This window comes from Paenibacillus sp. FSL L8-0470, assembly GCF_038008625.1.
Classification (GTDB): Bacteria; Bacillota; Bacilli; order Paenibacillales; family Paenibacillaceae; genus Paenibacillus_AQ.
Window position 1 is genome coordinate 484,718 of sequence record NZ_JBBOZM010000001.1, and the last position, 24,369, is coordinate 509,086.

At 49.4% G+C, this 24,369-nt stretch carries 15 protein-coding genes, 1 tRNA gene and 2 riboswitches; of the genes, 5 read left to right on the forward strand and 11 right to left on the reverse strand.

The genetic code is table 11. From position 1 onward, the window contains the following. Positions 1-153 precede the first annotated feature (153 nt). Together NST99_RS02265 and serS are read right to left on the reverse strand one after the other, a co-directional pair. The gene (locus NST99_RS02265; protein WP_341089476.1) at positions 154-7,293 is read right to left on the reverse strand and encodes a 5'-nucleotidase C-terminal domain-containing protein; all 7,140 of its coding nucleotides are present in this window, start codon (positions 7,291-7,293) and stop codon (positions 154-156) included. Between the two features lie 355 nt (positions 7,294-7,648). Further along, positions 7,649-8,941 (reverse strand): serine--tRNA ligase, encoded by a 1,293-nt coding sequence (gene serS / locus NST99_RS02270; protein ID WP_341089478.1) that lies wholly within the window; start codon positions 8,939-8,941, stop codon positions 7,649-7,651. 406 nt (positions 8,942-9,347) lie between these two features. Between serS and ssuE the strand changes: the two genes are divergently transcribed. Continuing rightward, entirely contained in the window at positions 9,348-9,902 is a 555-nt protein-coding gene (gene ssuE / locus NST99_RS02275; protein ID WP_341089480.1) for an NADPH-dependent FMN reductase, read from the forward strand. Positions 9,903-10,216: 314 nt separating this feature from the next. Here the strand turns inward: ssuE and NST99_RS02280 are convergent, their stop codons facing one another. From NST99_RS02280 to NST99_RS02295, 4 genes are all read right to left on the reverse strand, one after another. Continuing rightward, positions 10,217-11,248, reverse strand: coding sequence for a ribonucleotide-diphosphate reductase subunit beta (locus tag NST99_RS02280; RefSeq protein WP_038585280.1), 1,032 nt, complete (start codon positions 11,246-11,248; stop codon positions 10,217-10,219). A 444-nt stretch (positions 11,249-11,692) separates the two neighbouring features. Next, positions 11,693-14,026: a ribonucleoside-diphosphate reductase subunit alpha gene (locus NST99_RS02285; RefSeq protein ID WP_341089481.1), complete on the reverse strand. Its 2,334-nt coding sequence runs from the start codon at positions 14,024-14,026 to the stop codon at positions 11,693-11,695. 206 nt (positions 14,027-14,232) lie between these two features. Then, positions 14,233-14,748, reverse strand: coding sequence for an anaerobic ribonucleoside-triphosphate reductase activating protein (gene nrdG, locus NST99_RS02290; protein ID WP_341089483.1), 516 nt, complete (start codon positions 14,746-14,748; stop codon positions 14,233-14,235). Beyond that, positions 14,745-16,730, reverse strand: a complete 1,986-nt coding sequence (locus NST99_RS02295) for an anaerobic ribonucleoside triphosphate reductase (RefSeq protein ID WP_341089484.1) — start codon at positions 16,728-16,730, stop codon at positions 14,745-14,747. Before NST99_RS02295 ends, nrdG begins: the two co-directional genes overlap by 4 nt. Positions 16,731-17,066: 336 nt before the next feature. Beyond that, positions 17,067-17,297: riboswitch (cobalamin riboswitch) on the reverse strand. Positions 17,298-17,712: 415 nt separating this feature from the next. Between NST99_RS02295 and NST99_RS02300 the strand changes: the two genes are divergently transcribed. After that, entirely contained in the window at positions 17,713-18,021 is a 309-nt protein-coding gene (locus tag NST99_RS02300; protein WP_341089485.1) for an MTH1187 family thiamine-binding protein, read from the forward strand. An 81-nt stretch (positions 18,022-18,102) separates the two neighbouring features. Next, positions 18,103-18,174, forward strand: a tRNA-Thr gene (locus NST99_RS02305). Positions 18,175-18,770: 596 nt separating this feature from the next. Here the strand turns inward: NST99_RS02305 and NST99_RS02310 are convergent. Further along, positions 18,771-19,415, reverse strand: coding sequence for a hypothetical protein (locus NST99_RS02310; RefSeq protein ID WP_341089486.1), 645 nt, complete (start codon positions 19,413-19,415; stop codon positions 18,771-18,773). Between the two features lie 123 nt (positions 19,416-19,538). Between NST99_RS02310 and NST99_RS02315 the strand changes: the two genes are divergently transcribed. Further along, positions 19,539-19,883 (forward strand): hypothetical protein, encoded by a 345-nt coding sequence (locus NST99_RS02315; RefSeq protein ID WP_341089488.1) that lies wholly within the window; start codon positions 19,539-19,541, stop codon positions 19,881-19,883. Between the two features lie 313 nt (positions 19,884-20,196). Here NST99_RS02315 and NST99_RS02320 read toward each other — a convergent pair whose 3' ends face one another. The 3 genes from NST99_RS02320 to NST99_RS02330 all read right to left on the reverse strand — a co-directional run bounded on the left by NST99_RS02320 (position 20,197) and on the right by NST99_RS02330 (position 21,484). Beyond that, positions 20,197-20,439 carry a hypothetical protein gene (locus NST99_RS02320; RefSeq protein ID WP_341089489.1) on the reverse strand — a complete coding sequence of 81 codons (243 nt, stop codon included), beginning with the start codon at positions 20,437-20,439 and terminating at the stop codon, positions 20,197-20,199. 94 nt (positions 20,440-20,533) lie between these two features. Next, on the reverse strand, positions 20,534-20,965 hold the full coding sequence (locus tag NST99_RS02325) for a hypothetical protein (RefSeq protein WP_341089490.1): 432 nt from the start codon (positions 20,963-20,965) through the stop codon (positions 20,534-20,536). A gap of 231 nt (positions 20,966-21,196) precedes the next feature. After that, positions 21,197-21,484: a phosphatidylinositol kinase gene (locus tag NST99_RS02330; RefSeq protein WP_341089491.1), complete on the reverse strand. Its 288-nt coding sequence runs from the start codon at positions 21,482-21,484 to the stop codon at positions 21,197-21,199. A gap of 945 nt (positions 21,485-22,429) precedes the next feature. Between NST99_RS02330 and NST99_RS02335 the strand changes: the two genes are divergently transcribed. Further along, positions 22,430-22,849, forward strand: a complete 420-nt coding sequence (locus NST99_RS02335; RefSeq protein ID WP_341089492.1) for an ASCH domain-containing protein — start codon at positions 22,430-22,432, stop codon at positions 22,847-22,849. Positions 22,850-23,180: 331 nt separating this feature from the next. On the opposite strand, the gene NST99_RS02340 is transcribed toward NST99_RS02335, so the two are convergent. Beyond that, positions 23,181-23,594, reverse strand: coding sequence for a hypothetical protein (locus NST99_RS02340; protein ID WP_341089493.1), 414 nt, complete (start codon positions 23,592-23,594; stop codon positions 23,181-23,183). Between the two features lie 623 nt (positions 23,595-24,217). Then, a riboswitch (cyclic di-GMP riboswitch) is annotated at positions 24,218-24,307 on the forward strand. Positions 24,308-24,369 lie beyond the last annotated feature (62 nt).

The following is a 24,369-nucleotide window of genomic DNA, read 5'->3' on the forward strand; positions in this document are numbered from 1 at the left end:
TTGTTCTATAAATATAGAACTATTTGTTTGTTTTATTATATACGAACTAAATAATAATTTCAATATAAAGGAAAAATAAAAAAGACGGTTCCGCAGGACGCCATTTGCGCCTTTGGAACCGCCTTTTTATGCTGCTGTAAAAGTTGTCTTAGCTTAGTTGATGAACTGAAGGGACTTCAGAGTCTTCTCCAGCATGGTAACTGCTTCCGCGCGGGTAGCAAACATCTGTGGAGCGAATGAGCCGTCTGCTCTGCCCTGGATGATGCCCGCTGCAGCAATTTCCTCTACCGCACTTTGCGACCATGCGGCAATGTCGGCGGCATCGCTGAATTTCGCAAGCCGGGCCGGATCGGCAGTTAGGGTTGCCCCGGTGTACTTCATCGCCTTCGACAGAATGGAGGCCATCTCCTGACGGGTGATTGGACTGTTCGGCTTGAAGCTGCTGTCTGTGTAGCCCGTGATCAGGCCCGCTGCGGCTGCCGTGTGAATGGCCTCGGCATACCATGCGCTTGCATTGACATCACTGAAGGCAGCTCCGCTGCTTGTTGCCGTAAGTCCAAGGGAGCGTGTGATCAGTGCTGCGAATTCCGCCCGTGTCACCTTCTGGGCAGGGGAGAACACCGTATCGCTGGTTCCGGTAATGATCAGCTTGGAGGCCAAGAGATCAATGGCCGACTTGGCCCAGTGCCCCGTGGTGTCTCCGAATGTTTTGGCTGATTTCACAACCGTGTAATAGCTGTTGCTGTTCCGCTTAATGGTGACATCGGTAGTTCCGTCAGCCTTTGTTGTAAAGAGAGAAGGCACGAAGGAAATTTTGCCCGTTGCCGGATCAAAGGATACCGCTGTTGCACTCTCGGAGTTCAGTTTCCCTGGAGCAGTGATACTCCGCTTCACATAAGTGCTTCCGAAGCTGTTGAGCGGCACGCTGTTAGTTCCCGCTTGTGCGGTAATACTGAATTCAATGACCGGAGCCGCCAGAGTGACGGAACCGGCTTGGGAAGCCAGCGCCTGATTCACGCTGCTGAGTGTTGCCGGACTTGCCAGCAGCATGGAAACTGTAATCGTAAAGTCCGTGGTCCCAAGCTGCGCAGCCAGTGCTGTTCCGTTCAAGACACTTAACGGAAGCGAGTAGGAAGCTCCCTGTGAAGTGAACGTAAGAACTGTCGCAGGGTTGGTTGCGGCCTGCTTGACCAGCACGCTGCCCGGCAGTACAACCTGTACTCCGCCTGCTGTGGCGGTAACCGGAATGACGAGCTCATTGCTGCCGCTAGGCAGTGATGCCAATTTTCCAGTCAGATCGGCTGCTGTAATTGTAGTCACCTGCGGTGCTGCTGATGATGCCGGTGTTGCACTAGGTGCCGGTGTTGGCGTTGGCAGCGATCCGCCACCTGTGGAAGGTGGTGTTGTTGGCGCCGATCCTTTCAGATCGGTAATGCGGCCTTCCATAGCAGGGTTTACAGTGCCGGATTTTTTCAGATAGTCGGTAAAGACTTCATAATCGGGCAGGTACAGCTCATAGAACCGGCCGTCTGCCTTAGCTGTAGCCAGTGAGCGGTAGAAATCTCCGCCGCCTGCCATGAAGGAGTTCGTGGACAGGATATAGTAAGCTGCAGGGTCAATGGCTACGTAGCTGCCATCGGCTTGTTTAATATCAACCGAGATTATGCGCGCTCCTTCCTGCTCCAGAACGTTTGTAGTTGCATTGATTTTTTCTGCCGGTTTGGTGGAGTCGTAGGTATAGCGCATACCCGAAACCTGTGCGAACCGTCCTTGGTCGGTCTCAAGTCCGCTGACACTGTTCTCCAGAGAATCAATAATCTCCTGTCCGGTAACCTTGAGAGCCACCAGACTATTGGAGAACGGCATTACAGTCAGCACTTCACCGAGTGTAATGTCTCCCTGATCAATGCCGGCACGGATGCCGCCGCCATTCTGAATAGCGACAAAGCCTTTAATCGTGGAAAGATCTTCGGCAGCAATCAGCTTGCTTACCAATTCCTTGGCCTTAGCGTTAATGCCGTCGGCAATGAGATTGCCCAGATTGGTTTCTTCCTTGCGTACAACACGGGTTGTTTTTCCGTCGACAAGCCGTTCATAGACCAGAGGTACATTGGTTTTGCCGACGAGGGTCTGGCGGATTTCCGCAAGCTGCGCGTCATATTTGACCAGCATTTCCTTGGCGGCCGGATCATCGGCAAATTTGCTTACGTCCAGCAGCTTGCCCGTATAGTTGGTAATAACGCCGTTGTCGTCGAATTCAACATCCAGTTCGCCGAGGTTCTGGCCATACTCCCCGGTCTGTACAACCAGTGTCGGCTCGCCGTCCTTATTGAAGATTACAGGAGCGTCAAGCTTGGTATGGGTGTGCCCGCCGACAATTACGTCGATGCCCGGCACCTGAACAGCCAATTGCTGATCCATGTTATACCCCAGATGGGAGACAGCAATGATTTTGTTGATGCCTTGTTCCTTCAGTGCTTTCACTGTGTTCTCTGCGCTTGTTTTGAAATCTTTAAAGGCAATCTTATCACCCGGTGAAGACAAGCCTACGGTGTCCTCAGTGGTAAGTCCGAATATGCCGATTTTTTCACCATACACATCCTTAATGACCGAAGGATAAATGTGGCCGTCCAGTGCTGGTGTGGCAGTGGTGCCGCCGGTTTGATTTACAAAAATATCCTTAAGTTCGTTATCCTTGCTCGTGAAGTCGATATTTGAGCTGATGAACGGGAACTTGGCCTCATTAATAAACGTTCTTAATGCAGGCAGTCCTTTATCAAACTCATGATTTCCGAAGGTCATAGCGTCATAACCGATATAGTTCATGAATTCAAGATCGGCCAGTCCTTCGAATTTCGTAAAATATAGTGTGCCGGAGAATACATCCCCTGCATCAAGTAGGATGGAGTTGCCGGTTCGTTCTTGCTTGATCGCCGTCATCCGTTTAACTACAGTTTCCAGATGGCTGTGCGTATCGTTGGTGTGCAGAATGCGTAAAGAGAAATCTTCGTCCGGTGAAGGGGTTCCCTTCAGGTCCGTGATACGGCCCTCGACTTCGACATTGACCGGTTTATGCTTGTTCAAATAGGACAAGAGAACCTCGAAATCGGGAAGACCAAGCTCATAATAACGTCCGTCTGCCTTGGCAGCAGCCAGGGCACGGTAGAAGTCTCCGCCGCCTGCCATGAAGGAATTCGTGGACAGAAGATAGTAAGCGTTCGGGTCAACCGGTGCGTAGGAGCCGTCAGCCTGCAGGATATCGACGGATACGATACGTTCCCCGGTTTGTGTTACTTTGCCTGTTATGGAATCCACAATTTCAGGTGTTTTCGTGGAATCATACGTGTATTTCATACCGGAAACCTGAGCAAAACGTCCTTGGTCGGAGCTCAGGCCGCTGACCGAGTTCTCCAGAGAGGAGATAATTTCCGAGCCCGTTACTTTGAGCGCAGCAAGGCTGTTGGCGAAAGGCAGTGTAGTCAGCACTTCACCCATCGTGATGTCGCCTTTGTCGATGGCTGCACGGATGCCGCCGCCATTCTGGATGGCCACAACGCCCTTAATGGAAGCAAGGTCGCTTTCCGGCACAAAATTCGGCATAAGCTCTTTGACTTTTTCCGCGATACTGTCGGCAATCATGTTGCCAATCGGTGTTTCTTCCTGACGCACAACACGTACAGACTTACCGTCGATGGTGCGGTTGGTGTAGAGGTCGACGTCAGTCGAGCCTACGACTTCGCTGCGGACAGCTGCCAATTCAGCGTCGTAAGGAGCAAGCAAAGCTTTGGCTGCAGCATCCTCGCCGAATAGATTAACATCCAGCAGTTTGCCGTTGTAGGTGAGAATTTCACCGTCTTTATCAAAGGTTACGTCCAATTCGCCGAGGAATTGGCTGTATTCACCGGTCTGCACGATCAGTACATTCTTGCCGGTTCCGGCATTAACAATTGGCGTCGGAGGATTATCGACCTTCGTATGCGAATGTCCGCCAACGATAATGTCAATTCCGGGAACAGCCTTCGCCAGTTCCTGATCAACAGTGTAACCCAGATGGGTAACGGCGATGATCTTGTTAATTCCCTGGTCTTCCAGCATTTTAACTGTGTTTTTGGCGCTTTCCACATGGTCCTTGAAGCTGATTTTATCACCTGGCGATGCCAGTCCAACGGTGTCCTCGGTTGTTAGGCCAAAGATACCGATTTTCTCACCGTAAATATCCTTGATGACCGCAGGATAAATGTTGCCATCCTTGGCCGTGCTCAGGGACTCCTCGGTTTCCAGCGTTCCGATCGTATTGTGATAGAGCTCCGCGAGTTCACTTTTCTTCGTAGTGAAATCGATGTTGGAGCTGGCGAACGGGAATTTGGCTGCCGTCACGAAGTCCTTCAGCACTTCCGGCTGATCCTTATTCAGATCGAACTCATGGTTGCCGAATGTCATCGCGTCATAGCCGATGTTGTTCATGAACTTGATATCTGCCTGCCCCTTGAACTGGGTAAAATACAAGGTTCCGGAGAACACATCCCCTGCATCCAGCAGCACCGTGTTGCCTGTGCGTTCGCTGCTGATCGCCGACGTGCGTCTGGTCACATTCTCCAGGTGGCTGTGCGTATCATTTGTGTGCAGCACACGCAGGTTGAAAGTGTCGGTACCGAAGTCAATTTGAGTCAGCAGCGGGTCATGGTCGCTTACCCGTCCTTCTTCTTCCTGGAAGTCGGCATTGATGTGCACGATGTCGAGTGTGGATCTGGAGGCCAGCTTATTGTTGACCAGCATGTGATCCAGCGTTTGGGAATTGCCCTCATAAATATAGGAGTAGCGCTCTCCCAGAGGCAGGGTGTCGATCAGATTGGTCAATGCGCTGCCTTTCAGGACCTTTAGTGTATTCGAGAACTGGAAGTCATTCAGATCGCCAAGAACGACGACATTGGCATCCGGATTCTTGGTCAGGACATCTGCCACGAAGCCATTTACCACTTTGGCGATTTCCGCCCGTTGAATTTCACTTGCCTTAACCGGAGGCTGTGTGCCGCCATAAAGGCCAGTATCACCTGTTTTGGAATTGAAGTGATTAGCGATAACCATAACTTTTTCATTGTTAAACATAAATTCGGCCGCAAGCGGCTTGCGGGAACTGTTGAATGCGGAGTGGGTAGGATCAATCCGGCCCGGATTCAGGCTGAGTCCGCCGTCTTTAGTGTAAGCAACTGCTGTTGCTGCGTCGCCTTTGCTGGCTGATCCAGCCAGTTTAACGCGTGCAGTGTTGTAAATAAATCCGGCCCGGATGTTAGCGCCTGGTGCACCGCCATCCATGTTGTTTGCAGGGGAGATGTCAGTATATGAATAGACTGGACCACCCTGTGCTGTGATGGCGTCGATCAGCGCCTTGTAGCTCTCAGCTGCATCGACATTGCCGCTGTCCGTGGCACCGTCGTTGTCCTGGATTTCCAGCAGGCCGACGATATCCGGTGTTTTCAAATTGCTTACAATGGCTTTGGCTACATTACTGATTTTATTGGGGTTCTTGGGATCTATGATCTTGGAGAAATTCTCCACATTAAATGAAGCAACCGTCAATTTGTCCGCTTCGGCTGTCAAAGCGGTAGTTTCCCGGTCCTTGGAGGTTCCCGGGTTTACCGCAGGCAGCTCGGCATCTGGACGCACTTTGAAGTTTCCGTAATCATAGCCGAGAATACCGGTGATGTTGCCGGCAAAAACCTGCCCTGTTTTGACCGGGCTGCCTGGTTTCTTGGCAATCAGAATCCGCTGGGGATTATAGTCCGCTCCTGTAAGGACCAGACCGCCCGCCGGGGAGCTGACTTCTGTTGTGCTGGTACCGTTGTTTACGGTAACCGGAATTTCATGATCGTAAGGTCCGATAATCTTTGGGGTATTGAGCTGAACGCGCATGCCCTCAAGGCTCTCGTAGAAGTCGAGCGCATATTTGGCAGGTTCAAGCTCTTTGCTCAAACCGCCAGAAATGACAGCAGCGGGAATAGCGCGGCCACCGGTGCCAAGAACGGTAGCAGCGGGAAGAGCGTTTCCGGAAGATATGACTTTTGCCTGAGCTGCGGCAATTTCCGTAGTCAGCAGATCTACGGCATCATTATATCCGCCTTCCTTATACTCCTTGACCGATCCGTCCACGAGCACGGAATCGCCAACCTTCACCTTGTTCCCGGGGAGGTAGACCATGATTGCCTCGGAGGTCCGGACATCGCTGTCCGGCGCAGCGTTCTGGATATAGAAGGTGCTGCCGCTTGTGTAAGTCACAATGCCCGGCACGCCCTTCACCAATTGACCTGTGTACGTAGAGGATTGGACGGTGCCCTGGATCTGGGGAATCGTCAGTCCGCTCACGGCATCCTTGGTCGTATAGTTAAACTGTGAAATATCGCTGTCGGGTTTGCCTTCTTCTTTAGAGAAAGCTTTGATCAGGATACTGTCATCCTGCAGAACAATCGGGGCATTATACCATGCGTAATCTGCTAAGGCGTCAGTGCTGCCATTTGCGTATACACTGTAGTATACGCTTGCGGTTACACTGCTTGTAGTAAGGGCGAGTTCAGTTCCCTTGCCCACGAGCAGGCCGGAAGCGATGGATGCGGCAACGGCCGGAGATTTGGGGTCGACTACCCCGGAACCGGAACTGCGCGGATCTGGTGCTTGTGTAGTAATAAAGTCTGCGGCATTATCATTGGTATCTTGTCCGCGATTTCCGGATGGTAAAGCGTTAGATGACTTGCGCACGGCCGCAGTTGTGTTAGTTAAGGAACCAGTAGGGCCTGAACCCTCAAAAATACTTGCAGAACCATACCCCACAAGGTCTACCCGGGTGCCCGAAGCATCCAATAGTTCAACCTTGCCACTTGCACCTGCCATAGAAATGACAGCGGTACCTTCGGAAACCAAATTAGGTGCCGGCAAGGCATCAGTACCTCCAGAGCCAGCCGCCTCTTGTATCAAAAAGAATCCGCCAGGAGGGATACTCCCGCTTAATGGGGTGAACATTTTTTCTTTATCTTCAAAATTTGATGATGCGCCAGCTGCTGCATATCTAACCTTCCAGCCAGTCAGATCGACAGCTGTATCGGTCGGATTATAAAGCTCAATGAAGTCATTTTTGTACTTGGCTCCGGAGTTTCCTCCGCCGCCATATACCTGGGAGATTACGGGTGAGCTGTTATCCCCGGCCGCAGAAGCGGTCTGTGGTGCGGGCAGGGCAATACCGGTAACGAGCAGCATTGAGAGTGCCGCAGACCACCATTTTCTTTGCCTTGATGAGATTTTCATTTGTTCGAATCTTCTCCTCTCGTTTACGATAATCACTCAACCTAACCTAACTCTATCATTTGTTCATTAAATGATAGGTTGTCTACCATTAAATATATATTAAACATGGGTTGAATAACATAGAAAAATTGGAAATTTTGGTTCAGAGCACAAAAGACGATGATATTTTTCTCGTTCAATCCAAACAGTTGTGTTGAATTTATGAAATGATAGGTTTGAGACTATCTTTTGTGAATTAGTTAGTGTTATCTGTATGTTATGTTTATGTGAAGAGAACGTAAAAATGCCCCCGGCCACGGTAAGGCCAAGGGCATTTGTGAAACGATAAAAAGATTTGCAGGATTGTATTCTGCTATTACTCTGTCTGTGCCGGAGCAGGGAGATACTCCCTGCCCCCCATATAAGGCTGGAGTGCCTTCGGAATATAAATCGTTCCGTCCTCCTGCTGATGGTTCTCAAGCAGCGGAATCAGAATCCGCGGCGTAGCCACTGCGGTGTTGTTCAAGGTGTGACAGTACTGCAGCTGTCCGTCCTCATCCCGGTAACGGATGCCCGAACGGCGGGCCTGGAAATCGAGCAGGTTCGAAGCTGAATGGGTCTCCCCATAAGCGCCTCTGCTGGGCATCCAGGTCTCGATGTCGTACTGCTTATGCGTTTTCAGCGCCATGTCACCGCTGCAGACGGCCACGACCCGGTAAGGCAGCTCGAGCAACTGCAAAATATGCTCGGCATTCGCCAGAATTTCCTGCAGCATTTGCTCCGAGACCTTGTTATCACCTCTGCATAACACAACCTGTTCGATCTTCGAGAACTGATGCACGCGGTACAGGCCGCGCACATCGCGTCCCGCTGAGCCGACTTCGCGGCGGAAGCAGGTGGACATCCCCGCTAACCGCATAGGCTCCGCAAGATCGACAATCTCATCGCTATATAATGAAACAAGCGATACTTCCGAGGTTCCGGCCAGCCAGCGTTTTTCACCGGTCAGCTCATAGGTCTGATCCATGCCTCCGGGGAAAAATCCCGTCCGCTCCAGCGCCTCCGGCCGGACGATAACCGGCACATCCATTGTCGTGAAGCCGCGTGCTGCCAGCACATCCAGGGCCAGCCTCTGCACAGCGAGATGCAGGTTCAGACCCGCGCCTTTCAGCACATAGCTGCGCGGTCCGCCAGCCTTGACGCCACGCGGTATATCGATGATATCATGCAGTTCGCCAAGCTCGACATGATCGCGTGGTATAAAGCCGAAATCCGGCAGCGCACCGGTCCGCCGCAGCTCCACATTCTGGCTATCATCGTCGCCGATAGGCGTATCACCCGATACCGGGTTCGGGGCGAGCAGCTGCAGCTCTCCGCAGCGGCGGTCCGCCTCCGCCAGATCAGCTTCAAGCTTGCCGAGCAGGGCGTTGATCTTTCGCACCTGCTCCTTGGCAGCTTCTCCGCCTTGGGTGTCGCCTTGCCGCAGCAGCTGTTCCACTTCTTTGGTCAGCGTGTTGCGCTGTGCCCGGTGCTGCTCCGTGTCCCGGCGCAAAACCCGCCGCTTATCGTCCCATTCCAGCAATTCATCCAGCGGGAAATCCACCTTTTTCCACACTGCCGTGTTTCTTACGAGTTCCTCATTCTCCCTGATCCAGTTCATGTCCAGCATACCGCTTCGCTCCTTTTGGTTTAAAAAAATGCAAAAAACGCCCTCATCCATGGGACGAGGAGCGTCAGCTCGCGGTGCCACCCAGGTTGACCGAATCCTTGTAAAGCTGCTTCATTAGCGGAATCCGATCCTCTTTGGTCTTCGCGGTAACGGGCGAAACCCGGTAAACTTAGGGAACAAGTAAATGCTCCGGTCGCAGACGCCTCGCGGTTGGATGCCGTTCATTGGCCTGGTCGGGATATAGTATTGCCGCTTATTATATCCCATGATTTTGCGGGGTGCAAGGGTAATTCCTGTTTGACATTAATCCTTGCTCTTTGATAGGATTATTACTAATTTAAAGTATTCAGGCTTGAGATCAGGTGCATCTTGCATATATTGTGAAATGAACGGAAGAGGTGGAGAAATGGGCAAAATAGTTGTGATCAACGGAACGCCGTCTCTGGTATCGCGGATCAACGCGGTTATTGAATATGCGGAGGACGATTTACGCGGGCGAGGGTTTGAGGTGGAACGCATTAATGTCGCTGAGCTGCCGGCGGAGGATTTGATCCATACCAAGTTTGAAAGTGAAGCGATCGTCAAAGCCAATGGTCTTGTAGCCGAAGCAGACGCAGTAATCGTGGTTAGTCCGGTGTATAAAGCCTCCTATACGGGAGTGCTCAAGACCTTCCTCGATTTGATCCCGCAAAAAGGGCTGGCCGGCAAAATCGTGCTCCCGCTCTTTATGGGCGGCAGCCTGGCACATTTGCTCACCATAGACTACGCACTGAAGCCGGTATTGTCCGTGCTGGGCGCACGGCATATTCTGGGCGGCGTATATGCCGTGGACTCACAGGCTGTGAGGGGCGATCAGGGTATAGTTGAACTGGCCGAGGAACTCAAGCTGCGGCTGAACAGCGTACTGGCGGAGCTGGCGGAAGAGACTGCACATAAAGCGGCCCGGAAGGCCGGAGAGTAACCGGCTGCGCTAGCCATGCCTGTCTTACAATAATTTAAAGAGCTCCCTTTATCCGGTGGATAGAAGGAGCTCTTTTGTATATGGAAAGGGCAGGCACATAGGCTGATTGCACTTTTTGCAGCAGAATTGCCGCGTTTCAGACGCTAATCAGACTTGACTGCGTTTTGTGCAGCAGAATTGCCGCGTTCCAGACGAAAAGGCTTTTTTCAGGCAATCAACTGCATGAAATACAGCAGATGGTCTTTTTGGGCTGAGATCAGGTTAATCTAGTGCACATTCTGCATAGATTAGCGTGATCCGTTACTTCGCCGCATTTACAAATCGTCGAACCCGTTGTCGTCGCCGACTTTGCCGTAATTGCGTGACTTGGCTTCGAAGAAATCGGTTTTGGTGGCGTTCAGCGCTTCGTCGGAGAAAGGCTTAATCCATGGCATGCAGTTGACGTCCACGCCTTTATAGGCTTTTTCCATGCCCATCAGGGTCAGGCGTTTGTTAGCTGTGTATTTGATATAATCGCTCAGCTCATTCATGTCAATGCCGCGCACGTTGGTAAGTGTGTAGTGACCCCAGTTGGTTTCCAGCTCTACGGCGCGGTCGATGGTGCGGTACACGTAATCCATATTCTCCGGAGTGTTGAGCTCTGGGAAATCCACGAGCAGCTGCTTGAACACTTCTGCGAAGAAGTAGCAATGCTGGTTCTCGTCGCGCTGGATGTAGGAGATCATCTGGCTGGTTGCCATCATCTTCTGGTCACGGGCCAGATTGTAGAAGAAAGCAAACGTGCTGTAGAAGAAAATCCCTTCCAGAATGAGATCGGCTACCAGCGCGCGGAAAAAGGTTTCTTTCGACGGCTCGTCGCGGAACTCCTGATAAATATCGGAGATGAACTGGTTGCGCTCCAGCAGGACAGGATCATGTTTCCAGTATTCGAAGATTTCCTTCTGCTCGCTGTCCGAAACGATGGAAGAGAGGACATAGGAGTAGGATTGGTTGTGCACAACCTCCTGCTGTCCGATGATCGCGGAGATCGCCTCCAGGGAAGAATCGGTAAAATACCGCTTTACGTCGCCCACAAACATGGTCTGCATGGAGTCCAGCACTGCGAGCAGGGAGATGTTGATCTTGAACACACGCTGTTCTTCAGCCTCCAGCATCGGGAACTGCTGGGCGTCCTTGGACATGGGGATTTCATCGGCGATCCAGTGGTTGAGCAGCAGCACCTTGTACAGCTTATACATATGCGGCATGCGGATATCGTTCCAGTTCAGAATGCCCGAGCATTCCCCGTCAATGATGCGGGTAGACATATTCGGCGCTTCTGTATTAAAAATCTTTTGCAGTTGCATTTATATTCCCTCCTATATTTTGCGCTCAAACTGTGGTAGGTTTCCGCCGCCATGGCCTCTCGCCGGAAGCGGGCTTCCAAAAGGAGAAGGGGAGCAAGCTTCCTGACTGCTAAAAGGGGGTAACGGGAAAGTCGCCCGGTAATTTTATATAAATGGTTCTATTTATTCTTATAGAGGGAATTCATGTCGCTATTAGGGACTGTTTATCAAATAGAGCCCTTTTATGAAAACTTAGCGGGCAGAATTCCCGTTCCTTGTGCGATTTTCAATCCAGGGCACAGATAGCGGTGGTAATTCCCTTTATTGATTAAAGATGGGCAGAAAAATGACGCGTAGAGGAAGTTTGGACAATCAAAACATCTGATGACAACAGCGGCCGGAAGCCCAAACATTCCTCGTAGTTACGAATACATCACCGTGTTTCTATTCAAGGCATGAAGACAATTAGCTCGCGCAAGATTCACACTCTTCTATGGTTAATGCACGGCTCCGCACATAATACGTCGACTTGAGTCCGCCCTTCCAGGCGTTCAGATGCAGGTTCAGGAAATCGGTGGCCTTGATGTCCGGCGTCACGTACAGATTGAAGCTCTGGCCCTGATCGACGTGGCGCTGGCGGGCTGAGGCCATACGGATCGACCAGTTCTGGTCAATCAGGAACGCCGTTTTGTAGTACCAAATCGTCTTCTCGGACAGATCCGGTGCCGGGTTGGCGATCTTGTAAGTTGTTTTCTCCTCGTAGGAGAGCAGCTCGTACAGAGGATCAATGCTGGCTGTGGAGCCGGCGATGATCGAGGTTGAGCCGTTTGGAGCAATCGCGAACATCCAGGCATTGCGTACGCCGTCTTTGGCTACTTCCTGCTGCAGCTCACGCCACTGCTCCGTTGTCACATATTTGCCTTCCTGCTCGCCGCTTGTATAACCGCGCGAGTCGAAGTAGGCTCCGGTATCCCAGTCGGAGCCCGCAAACTTCGGATAGCGGCCCTTCTCGCGGGCCAGCTCCATGCTGGAGCGTACCAGCAGATAGTTGATGTGCTCATACAGGTGATTGTTGTATTCCACGGCTTCGTCGGACTCCCAGCGGATGCCCTCCAGCGCCAGCAGGTGATGCAGGCCGAAGGTGCCGAGTCCGACTGCACGGTATTGGCTGTTTGTGTACTGCGCCTGCAGCACTTCGATATTGTTAATGTCGATGACGTTGTCTAGCATGCGTACCTGAATCGGCACCAGCCGCTCCAGTACTCCGGCCGGGATGGCCCGTGCCAGGTGGATGGAGTTCAGGTTGCAGACTACGAAGTCGCCGGGAACCTTTGAGATGACGATCCGGGTCTGGCCGTCTTTGGTAACCAGCTCTTCACTCTCAATGACCGTTGGCGACTGGTTCTGCATAATTTCTGTGCACAGGTTGGAGGAGAAGACCATCCCCTGGTGCCGGTTCGGGTTGGAGCGGTTCACCGTATCGCGGTAGAACATATAAGGTGTGCCGGTTTCCAGCTGTGATTTCATAATCCGCTTCATAATGTCGATGGCCGGAACCGTAATACGGGACAGCTCCAGATTGGCGGTAGCTTCGGCATATTTGTCACGGAATGCGCCTTGGCCAAGCTTTTCGTCATAGAAATCCTCAAGGCCAAGTGCGCGGCCGTTCTCATCCTTCCAGCCCATTACCTTCTTCACCTCATGCGGGCAGAAAAGGTTCCAGTGGCCGCGCGCTTCTACGGCCTCCATGAACAGATCCGGCAGGCAGACGCCGTGGAACACATCATGCGCGCGCATCCGCTCGTCGCCGTTGTTAAGCTTCAGGTCGAGGAAGGCGAGAATATCTTTATGGAAGACGTCGAGATAAACGGCAACCGCACCTTTGCGTGTGCCGAGCTGGTCGACGCTGACGGCGGTATTGTTCAGCTGGCGGATCCACGGGATAACGCCGGAGCTGGTATTCTTGTGGCCGCGGATATCGGAGCCGCGGGCCCGTACCTTGCCGAGGTAGACGCCGATGCCGCCGCCCATTTTGCTCAGCCGGGCTACGTCGGTGTTGGAGTCGAAGATACCTTCGAGCGAGTCGTCTACGGTGTCGATGAAGCAGCTGGAGAGCTGTCCGGCAACCTTTTTACCAGCGTTGGACATCGTTGGCGTTGCAGCCGTCATGTAAATGTTGCTCATCGCCCAGTAGGCTTCTTTAACCAGATCCAGACGTTTCTCTTCCGGCTCTGTGTGCATGAGGAACATGGCGATAATCATATAACGCTCCTGCGGAAGCTCCATCACACGCCCGTCAAAGTCATGGGCCAGGTAACGGTCTGACAATGTAAGCAAGCCGATGTAATCGAACAGCAGGTCGCGTGTATGATCAATGCAGCCGCCAAGCTCGGCAATCTGTTCTTTGGTGTAGTGGGTCAGAAGCTCTTCACGGTAGATGCCTTTCTTCACCAGATCGGAAATCAGCGGGTACAGCTCGCCGTATGGCTCATCCGGGTAGGCTTTATAGCGGCGGTTAACCGCGGCTTTTTTGTATAGGGTCGTCAAAAGCGAGCGGGCAGCAGCAAACTTCCAATCCGGTTCTTCTTTGGTTACGAGCTCAAGGGCGCTCATGGTGAAGGCGCTGCTGATTTCCTCTCCGCTGACCTCGCTCCGGCGAAGCTTGGACTGCACCCCGCGCAGCAAGGTTTCTTTGCTTAATTGCTCAAGGCCGTTCAGGATACGGTCGGCGTAAACGGAGAGGCGGATTTCATCAAAAGCCAATTGGCGGTTGTCGGGTTTCACTACGAGTTCTGGCATAGGGGATTCATCCTTTCGTATTTGGGTTTAATTTTCAATATTAAAAATTGATATATTATAGCGCAGAAAGCGGCCAGGAAATGGCGGCTAAGCCGACATTTCAAAGCTGCCTTCGAAGCAGGCGATAGATCGTATCGCGTGCTGGAATCCGGGTCTGCGGAAAACAGAAGCTTAAAGTATACCATGAAATTTATATTTCCAAAAAGCTAAAGTACAGCAGGCTGCCAATGGATGACTTCCTTGCCGGCAAGGCTGGCCGGAATGTCGATAATCCGCTGGTTGCTGCTTCCCCGGTAGGGAAGGGTAGTATCTTTAAGCTCTTCTACAAATCGTCCGTCAATCACTACATGGCACAAGGCCAGCAGATTCCATTCCGGCGAGCCCGGAGAAGCCGTCAGCTCTTCATACGTATAACCGGTATAAATCCAAATTGAGAAATCCGGCAGCACAGCGCGAAGCTCATGAATGAAGCCCGCAGCCTCTTCTGCCGAGAAAAAAGGGTCCCCGCCGGCCAGCGTCAGGCCGTCCAGCAGCGGATTAGCGGCAATTTCGGCAATAATCTCACGCTGCCGCTCCAGGGTGAACACTTCACCAAAATTGAAATTCCACGTTTTCGGATTGAAGCAGCCCGGGCAGCGGTGGCGGCAGCCGCTGAGGAAGAGGACGGCCCGCATGCCCTCTCCCTCATTAATTGATTCCGGGTAGTAGCCGCAAATATTCATAGATGCTTGAGGCGGTCTCTTACTTCGGCCTGCTTGGCGGCGTTGAAGCGGGTCTGGTAATCGCCGGTCAAATATCCGGTTACCCGGCGCAGGCGGCGGATATGGGTGTCATGCTCATGCGCGCCGCAGGAAGGGCAGTTCGTGCCGATAACCCCTTCATAGCCGCAGCCGGAGCAGCGGTCAATCGGGTGGTTAATGCTGAAATAACTGATTTCCTGCTCCAGCGCGTAGCGGATGATTTTGACAAAAGCCGCCGGGTTGCTGCGGGCATTGCCGTTCAGTTCCACATAGGAAATGGCTCCGGCGTTGCAGTACTCATGGAAAGGGGCCTCAAGGCTAATCTTCTTGGCCGCACTGAGCTCGTAATACACTGGAATGTGGAAGGAGTTCGTATAATATTCGCGGTCGGTTACGCCGGGAATAGAGCCAAGCACCTTGTGGTCCACCTTGGTGAATTTGCCGGACAAGCCTTCGGCAGGTGTTGCAAACAGCGTGATGTTAAGATTGAGCTCTTCGCTCTTGCGGTCGCAGTACTCGCGCATATGGCGGACAACGGCGAGCGCTTTGGCATGGACTTCCATGTCCTCGCCATGATGTTTGCCGTACATGGCCTTCATGCACTCCGCCATACCGATGAAGCCGAGCGACAGACTGCCGTGCTTCAGCAGCTCGCCTACGCTGTCCTCGGGAGCAAGCTGTTCGCCGCCTTCCCAGACACCTTCGCGCATCATGAAATCGGAGGCTTTGGCTTTCTGGGCCGCTTGAATCCGGAAACGGTGCAGCAGGCCTTCCAGTGCAATATCCATATAATGATTCAGGTCGTCGTAGAAGCCTTCCTCGTCGGGAGCAAGACGGCGGCCTGTTACAGTGCCGTGAGCGAGGCCCAGACGGACCAGATTCAGGGTGTTGAAGGACAGATTGCCTTTGCCGGAGCAGTGATTACGTCCGAAACGGTCGCCCAGTACCCGGGTGCGGCAGCCCATCGTAGCAAATTCAGTGTCCGGGTCAGCCGGATCATAGTACTGCATGTTGAGCGGAGCATCCAGATTGGCAAAGTTCGGATACAGTCTGCGTGCGGAACATTCGGCTGCTTTGAGGAACAGCTCATAGTTCGGATCGCCCTGCTGCTGGTTGACGCCCTGCTTGCATTTGAAGATTTGGATCGGAAACACCGGTGTTTCTCCGCTGCCGAGGCCGTTCATGGTGGCGGTCAGCAGGGAGCTGATCACAAGCTGGCCTTCGGGGGAGATACAGGTGCCATAGTTGATGCTGGTAAAAGGAATCTGTCCGCCGGAACGGCTGGACATCGTATTGAGATTATGTATCATACTCTCTGCTGCCTGCAGTGTTTCGCTTTCGGTCTCTTTCTGCGCAAAGCGGAAGGCGCGAGGATACTGCTCCGCCAGATCGCTGCGGCTCATCGAGATTTCGCCGAGGTGATCACCGGCTTGTCCTTCTTCAAAGTACTCCAGTCCCTTGCGGAACAGCTTGGCGAAGGATTTGGTCACGTACGGGGCAAGATCATAATCCAGTTTATTGGCGGATACGCCGCCGTATTGGGCATTTTGCTGGGATTGGAAAATAATCGCCACCAGCGACATTGCGGTCATAATCGAGTTCGGAGGACGGACACTGCCGTTGCCGGTATTGAAGCCTTCGCGGAGAAGGCGCTCAAACGGGATAAAGATGCAGTTGGTCGTTCCGATGGCGTATTGATCCAGATCGTGGACGTACACGACATTATCCTGAATGGCCTGCACGAGCTGTGGCGGCATCGTGAAGTTGCGGGCATACCACTTGGAATATTCACTGCCGAATTTGCTCATTTTGCCGGAGAAGCTTTCTCCGTTCAAATTGGCATTCTCGCGCAGCAGATCCAAATCCCGGCTGTCGATAATATCCCGTCCCAAATGAATAACTTCCTCCAAAAGAACTTCCTGTGCAGCTTGTCCACCGTTGTACCGTTTCTCCAGCAGCGTCATTGTCTAGCTCTCTCCCCTCGGTATAGTAAGAACGAAGTATATACTTCCTGATAGCAGTAAAAAAGCATCTCCCGCCGAAGAGGCGGAAAATGCCCGAATGCGTACGAAATATCCTTACAAGGATATTTGCCGGTTGTCTTGATGAACATACAAGCAGGGGACAGGGGTAATCTCTGTCCTGTTCTTATATATTCCGCAGAAGCCGATACCTGAGGGCGATAACGGTTTATAGCCCTCAGGTATCGGCAGCCTTGGCTCCTTAAAACACGGGAAGGCTATGTCTGCTTGTGCAGGCCGCATTGCGGACACCTCACCTGGTCCTCGCAGGCATGAATGATGGTGTCGGCGAAACAGGCAGGTCTCCTGGCTTCCGGTGAATCCTCCGGCGCCTTCCCGAGAGCTTTGAGGCCCCTCAGTGGCTATTGCCGGTAGACGCTGCTTGACGGGCTTCAGAAAGCCTGCAGGCATCCGGTTACAGTGGCGGGACCACAGCGGATTTGCACCGCGTTTCCCTATTAAGCTTCAGCTCGCTTGAAAGAGCGAAACACCTGTTTCCACTATATTTTGTTGTCGTTAGATAAAAATAACCCAATATGTTGTGTTTGTAAACCATTTTTTGAAACTCCGCGCGGGGAGCGGGTTCTGCGGTTTTACTCACAAATGATCCACAGTTAGTCCACAGGTAATCCACAAGTTGGGTGCAAAAAGTGTCTGGATAAAGTCATAAATTGTCTTAAAAGATGCCACAAAGAGTCCATAAATATTGTGAGCGTGACACTGGAATGCCTAATGAAGAAATATGGGGGACGAAGGGTTACGAATGGTGGGGGTTAGCGGTTTGTGGGTGTGCGGCGGAGTTGCTACAATAAGAACAGGCCGGAGACATATATCAGGAACTTTAGGTTTATAGTCCGTAATAAGGTCGCGCGAGGAAATTTCCAATAAAGGGTTTTATTTACAGCATATTAAGGAGGGATTCAGAATGGCAATTGGCGAAGTAACCGTAATTCCAATCGGCACAGGCAGCACGAGCCTGAGCAGTTATGTGGCCGATATGCAGCGTGTGCTCAGGGGAGTGGAAGGGATCACTTATGAGCTTACATCTATGGGGACGATTATCGAAGGACCGATCCCGCGGATTCTCGCTGCCGTAGAAGCGCTGCATGAGTCGCCTTTCGCTGCCGGGGCACAGCGGGTATCCACGTCGCTGAAGATTGATGACCGCCGCGACAAGCCGTCTACAAGCCGCAGTAAGCTGCAATCCGTTGAACGCAAGCTGCAGGAGAATTGAAGCCCGGATGTTGTGAAAAAAGGTTGCGTTTTTGGCTGAAAGTTGTATAATATTTTTTGTTTGACAGAAAAAATGCTTTAAGCTGGTGTAGCTCAGGGGTAGAGCAACGCACTCGTAATGCGTAGGCCGGGGGTTCAATTCCCTTCACCAGCATCCCAAAAAAACATACGCGGCGCGGCTTCTTGGAATTTCGGGGGGGCTGCGCTTTTTTTTTGATTTTTCTACCATTCTTCTTATTTTTACCCGAGTAAAGGGGTGTTTCTGAGTCGCGCTGACCTCAATTGCCAGGCAGATAATTGTTTATTACTTAAATGTAGACTACGTACTCTGCATATTGTGTAGGATAAGAAGATTTTGGGCACGGGTGGCAGCACCGATAACAGAATGAATTCAAGGAGCGTACATAATATAAAGATATAAAGTTTTGTTTTGAGTCAATTTCATAACTCGGCATAAAAAAAGCCAACAATCGCTGTGTGATAAATAAATTTGCGAATTAACAAAAAACCGCTCTATTAAAAGGGCGGTTTCTCATGGCATATCAATTCTACATTACTAAACTCCTTGAAAAAATTATTTTACCCCACTGTACTCAAACTGGCGAAGGCATTTACCAACCGCTACACCTAGAAACAAGTGTAATTTAGCTTCGCTCAATTGGAATGAATACACCTAAAATTTCACATGGAAATTTAGAAGCCCGGTATCCTAGGGAGAGGGGATGTGCATGATGGCTTTTATAATTTTTGTTAATATTTAATAATATACCATCCGCTAAATGTAGAATAATTCAGACCATTACCATAATTGCGATTAGCTGTTTGCGGGTTGCGAATTGAAATTCCGCTTGCATCTCTAAAATCAATTGCAGTTAAGCCTCTTTTGTGTGACCAGCCGCCGTCAGCATCTTGTCTATACCAGTGATAATCATAATTAGGAGCAATTACTAATGCTACTTTGTACTCCCGATAACCTGGAACTTCACTATAACTAGAACTACGAATAGATTTACTCAGGTAAGGCATATCAGCTTGTGCAGCATTAATTATGCTTGTAGTTGTTAAGCTTGAGAAAATATTCCCAGCCTTTTCACCTGGTTGAAGTTTGTGCCCAGAATAAGTAGATATGTTTAACATATAAGCATAGCAATTGGCCTTATCTGTTAATGGTGCCCAAACACTAGTATCATAAGGATGTTCGTATCCACCAGTTACCATTGTTTCAAGTAACTGCAATCCTACGGACTTTTTGGAATCCTCTTTTGGTTCAGATGAATTTTGACTATATTGCGTTTCATTGATTGGTATATCATTGTTTGGTAAAACTGCTTTATTTAATGTGGAATCAAATCCTGCAGGTCTATAATTGACTTCTAATTGCACTTCTTCAGGCAAGCTGTTAAACCATTCCAACCACTTTTCCGGATCGGGATTAAAAGATGCTTGTTTTACCTTTTTATGGTATGATTATCTTCTAAATATTACCAGTAAAATAATGGTAAAAAAGGAGAAGTTCTAATGACACTAGCAAAATGCTTTAAGTTCTCAATGACATTATTATTCATTTTAATTATTTGTTCAGCATGCCAAAGCAACAAAGAAGAAGGGCCAAAGGAGTACATTTCGTATGATGAATTAAAAAGCTTAGCTGAAAAAGGCGTATCATTGAATTGGGGGGATTTTGACAAGTATTCCTTTGAGGATATCGGATCAGGAATATATATAAGAAAGTACAAAATTGAAGGAGGACACCAACTGTTAATTAAGGGGAAAAGCCTAGAAAGTCCACCTGAGAAAATTTATATTGTTAATCAAAATGGTAAGGAGCTAGAACTTACTCAAGATAACTTGAGCGAATTGTAAGACTTGAAGTAAACACCTTGGAACATTGCTACACTAACGGTTTTTTTAATGGTTTTATGGGGCTTATTTGACCGAAACATCCCCTCTGCCTACGAAAAAACGGGAAATATGACCTGCTGGCAACCGTTACGGTTTGGTAAACTCCTATTTTAACCCAAATTGTGTTACTCACATAGCGTGGTTTGGACATACGAGAGTTCAGCAACTGAGACAGCCCCAGTTGCTGATTAAAGGGGATTAGGTTTAAGTTGCTTTACGGGACAGCTGCTAATTTTAACGCATTACATAGCCGGTTTCACTCCACGAGCTGCTGTTAGGCGCTGTCAGATAAATAGTTCTCCATGGATCGCAGATCCGTATTTTTGAACTTTATGACCTCCTTGATTGCTTTAACACGATCCGGTTTGCCCCGTTTGCTCAGTCGGGCAAAAGACCATTTCTCTATGCCGTCATTCATCGAAAAGGTTGGTGAACGCGTTGAAGAAACCCAATGCTTGTTGAAATTAATCCAATCAATATCCGTACAGACAGAACCGTGGTCATAAAAAAGTTTCAAAACCTCCTTGATAGTTGTTGTCATCATTTAATAATTTTATGGCTAGTCATACATAGTTAAACATTAACATGCAGGCTCTTTTGCTATATAAGCGCTAGTCTGAATAAGCACACCCATTAAAACTTTCAGGTCCGACACGGTTAACGTTTACAGTGCTGTTCACAAATAAGGAATAGATGATCTCAGCTGCTGGAGCGGGATTGTAGTCAGAGCCTATTAAGTAAAGCGGGAACAAGTTAGTAGGTGTTGTTGCCCCTGGATTTAACTGAAGCCGGTTTGAAGCAACTATGGGATCAGTAGCTGCACTCCCCCTAACCACAAACAGGTTTAAAGTGATAAATCCTCCTGAAAACACAAAAAAAGTTGCGACGCCATTGAACTGTACCCTAATAGGGCCCTGAGATCCGGCAGTGGTTAATCCAATCTGGCCAATTAATACATTTTGGTTTGCTGTCAATCCTGCGCCATTCATGCTGCCGGCAATGCTAGCGTTTTGAGAAGTCCGAGCATCGAGTAAACGTGTCATACATCAAGCCTCCCATAGTTTTTGAGATATGGTATGCAGCTAATTCAAAGAGTTCGTCCGCAGGGAGGCAATCATTTAGAGACAGCTAGCCGGTCAGGATGAATGTGTAAACGGATTCCAGAGGGGACCACAATATGTAGAGATTGCACGCGGGGGATATCGGTTACACGACAACGTTATTTTGAGGTAATGGCATAGGAGAAGGGAGGGGGAATTGCCTCCCTCCTATCATTAAATAAAAAACGGGAGTAAAAACAATGCAGTGATGGCACCAAAAGGAATCCGTCTCTGGATAAAGCGGCGTCTGGGGAAAAAGCCTGGATGGAAACCGAATTGTCTGTAGGTAGAGTTTTGCGCAGGCATACCCTGAAACATCTCGTTTGTAGGAATAGCAAGAGTAACGAAATCCTGGTCTACATGGGCAATAAACCCATCATGAGACTGACCATCCGTAGTAGTTACACCAACGTACTTATTCATGCAACTCCAAGCGACCTGTTGATAATTATTTGCGTCCATAAAATAATACCTCCTCAGATAAATACATCCTGACAACAGTCTATGGACTATAACCTATATTGTTGACGGCGAATGCCCATTAATTATTATTTGATGTATTACATTCTTAAGGAGAGAATGCTCATTGATTTTCTTCTTTGAAATTAACGATAATGTCACTCAATTGTTTAGGGTAGAGTATCTATGCCTGTAACCAAAAATTTGGCCAAGGGACTAGATGGGTTTCCCGGAGTCTTAGCCGTCATTTGACCTTCCCAAACAAGGCTCATGTATCCATTCTTCAACTCGTAATAATAAACGCTATCGCTGTGCAGGAAATACCACTTAGAATAGTCATTTTCAGTGTAAATAAAACTAGTCATAGGGCCTTCCGGATGCACAGTGGAATAATAAAATTGAACCCGGGGCAAACCTAACCCAAAGACTGCGCAGTGCGAATAGGAACATAACTCACGTTCTTCCTGACGAAAGGAGAAGGTAACTCATCCTGTAACACCCCGTTTACATTTAGTTTTAGGGGTTAGCAGCATTCGCTGTACCGCCGATTGAAAAGTTACACATTACAGTAAAAAACAAAAATATTGTTTTCTTCAAGTTAATCCATCCTTTACTTTTTTTATTTAGACTTGCTGATTTGGAAAAAGTTGCAGCATGAAGCAAAGCCGGAGCCTTAACCTTGGAATAGCCATCCATCCATCTGGCATTTCTTCTACCGTTGAGAGAAACTTTACAAAACCTGATTGAACCTTATAATGAGTAGTGAAGCGCCGCAAAGATCATACAGAACCTAATTGAACCTTATAGATAGGTGTGGGTTACGCTCACAATGTTTAAGCCGGGGGGGGGATCCCTTCGCCATCATCTCAAAAAACTAAATGCGGCGCGGTTTTCCGGATTTCCGGTGGACTGCGTCTTTCCTTTGTTGCAGAGAGGGGGCAGGATGTTATGCGATGCCTGACGATACGGCAGCCTTGGGCGACGCTCATTGCGCTTGGTGAAAAATCATTCGAGACCCGTTCCTGGAGAACGGCTTACCGGGGTGAAATCGCCATTCATGCCGGTTTGAAGATTGATAAGGCAATATGCCTACAGGAGCCTTTCCAATCGGTGCTCGCCCGTCACGGTCTTACAGCGGACAATTTGCCTGCCGGAGCGATTATAGCGACAGGTTCGCTGATAAACTGTTATGAAGTTACAGCTGGTATGGCTGAAGAAGGCTGGCCCTACGGCAGCGAATATATCTTTGGAGATTATAGGGAGGGACGGTTTGCCTGGGAACTGACGGGGGTCACTCCTCTGGAGGGGAACATTCCGGCCAAGGGCCGACTGGGCTTCTGGGAGTATCCTGTTCCGGCGGTCCGGTGAAATACAAGTATGAAAGGGATACCGCCCGGGTATCTTTTTAAATATAGGGCTTTGTGTATCTTTATCTCTGCCGGAGCCAATCAGGTTGTTCAGGAAGGAGCGTATGCATAGGAAATGGGCAGTCTTCTTATTGCGTGGCTTTGCATGTTATGTTTATTTCTTACGTTTAAGGATAAGGTAAGCCGGAGAATTCTATATCCCGTGGCGCTGGTAGTTATTTTCGGCACATTGGGCTATTGGAAGGTTTTAATGTAATTTATAGCAGGTACTTTATTCAGGTCTTGCCGACTCCCATGGCGAGGCCTGTTTTTATTCTTCAACGCTCCAAAGTCTATAGGCTTGCTTGAGGACCGGGTTTGATTTTGTACTGTTCCTCATAACTGTAGTAGCCGGAGATATCGAGTCCCAGGTATTTGCGCATATGGATAGCGGCCTGTGCAGCGATGACGTCATCCAGTAGCAGCATCCGTTCATGATATCCCCGGCATATAAATTTGGCCTCGATGCCGACCTGGAGCCGCTGCTGTTCATAGACTTTAACTCCGCGTTTCCTCATTTCGGCGCGCACATCCCTCAGATCGGCAGTAGCCGCATTCGCAGCAGTACGGAGAACATCCATGTATGGGGCGGGGGTCCGCAGTTGTGTCGACATAATGGCTGAATCCCGTTCAAAGGCTGATAAAATCAGCGGAAGCAATATATAGGATTTGACCAGTGTATTATCGTTACTCTCCGCTCTATGCATAAATTCAATCACCTCTAATAAGAACGTATATTCGTATTTTAACCGATTATTCGAAAATTAATCAATGGAATTTCTAAACAACTGAAACAATGTGACATAATTCACAAAATAATTATAAGAATTATTTTATATTAAAATTGAAATAATAAATATTGAAAAATAAAGCTCATTAAAAAGGAGAATTGTGATGAATTATGAGGGAAGTCTCCGCCGCGGGTTGTTGTTCGGGTTGTTTTTAAGTGTTCCACTATGGATGTCCATGATCGGCTGGGTTCAGCTGTTATAAAATATACAAATCCTAAGTCCGGCCGTTGCCCGCTGACTTATGTAAATTGACAATGACTAAAAACTGCTGCCAAGAGCTGGCGACAGTTTTTTTGCTGTTTCGACATGAGTTGAAAAATGGTTCGAATATACTAATTTTTAATATTGAAAATTTGTTTTATGTGATCGGTGAATACAACGAAACCCTTATGTGTTGCGGAATTGAGGACTTTTTCAGAGAATCTAGCAAAAAAAATAAGGAATAGATTGACAAACGGAGGGGTGAAGAGATAGACTGATTCTAGTCCGAAAGTAACAAAAGTCATAGACTACATAGAAAACAACTGTTACCAACTTCTCATGTATAATCGCAAACCGTTCGAAAGAGCGGGACGCAAAGTCAGGAATCTACAGCACTCTAAAGGTGCCACGATCGTCCGGCCGCCATGAAGCTAACCCTTCTTGGCGGTCTTTTTGTTGTTACGGGCTAATCTGTGCATTCATAGAATAG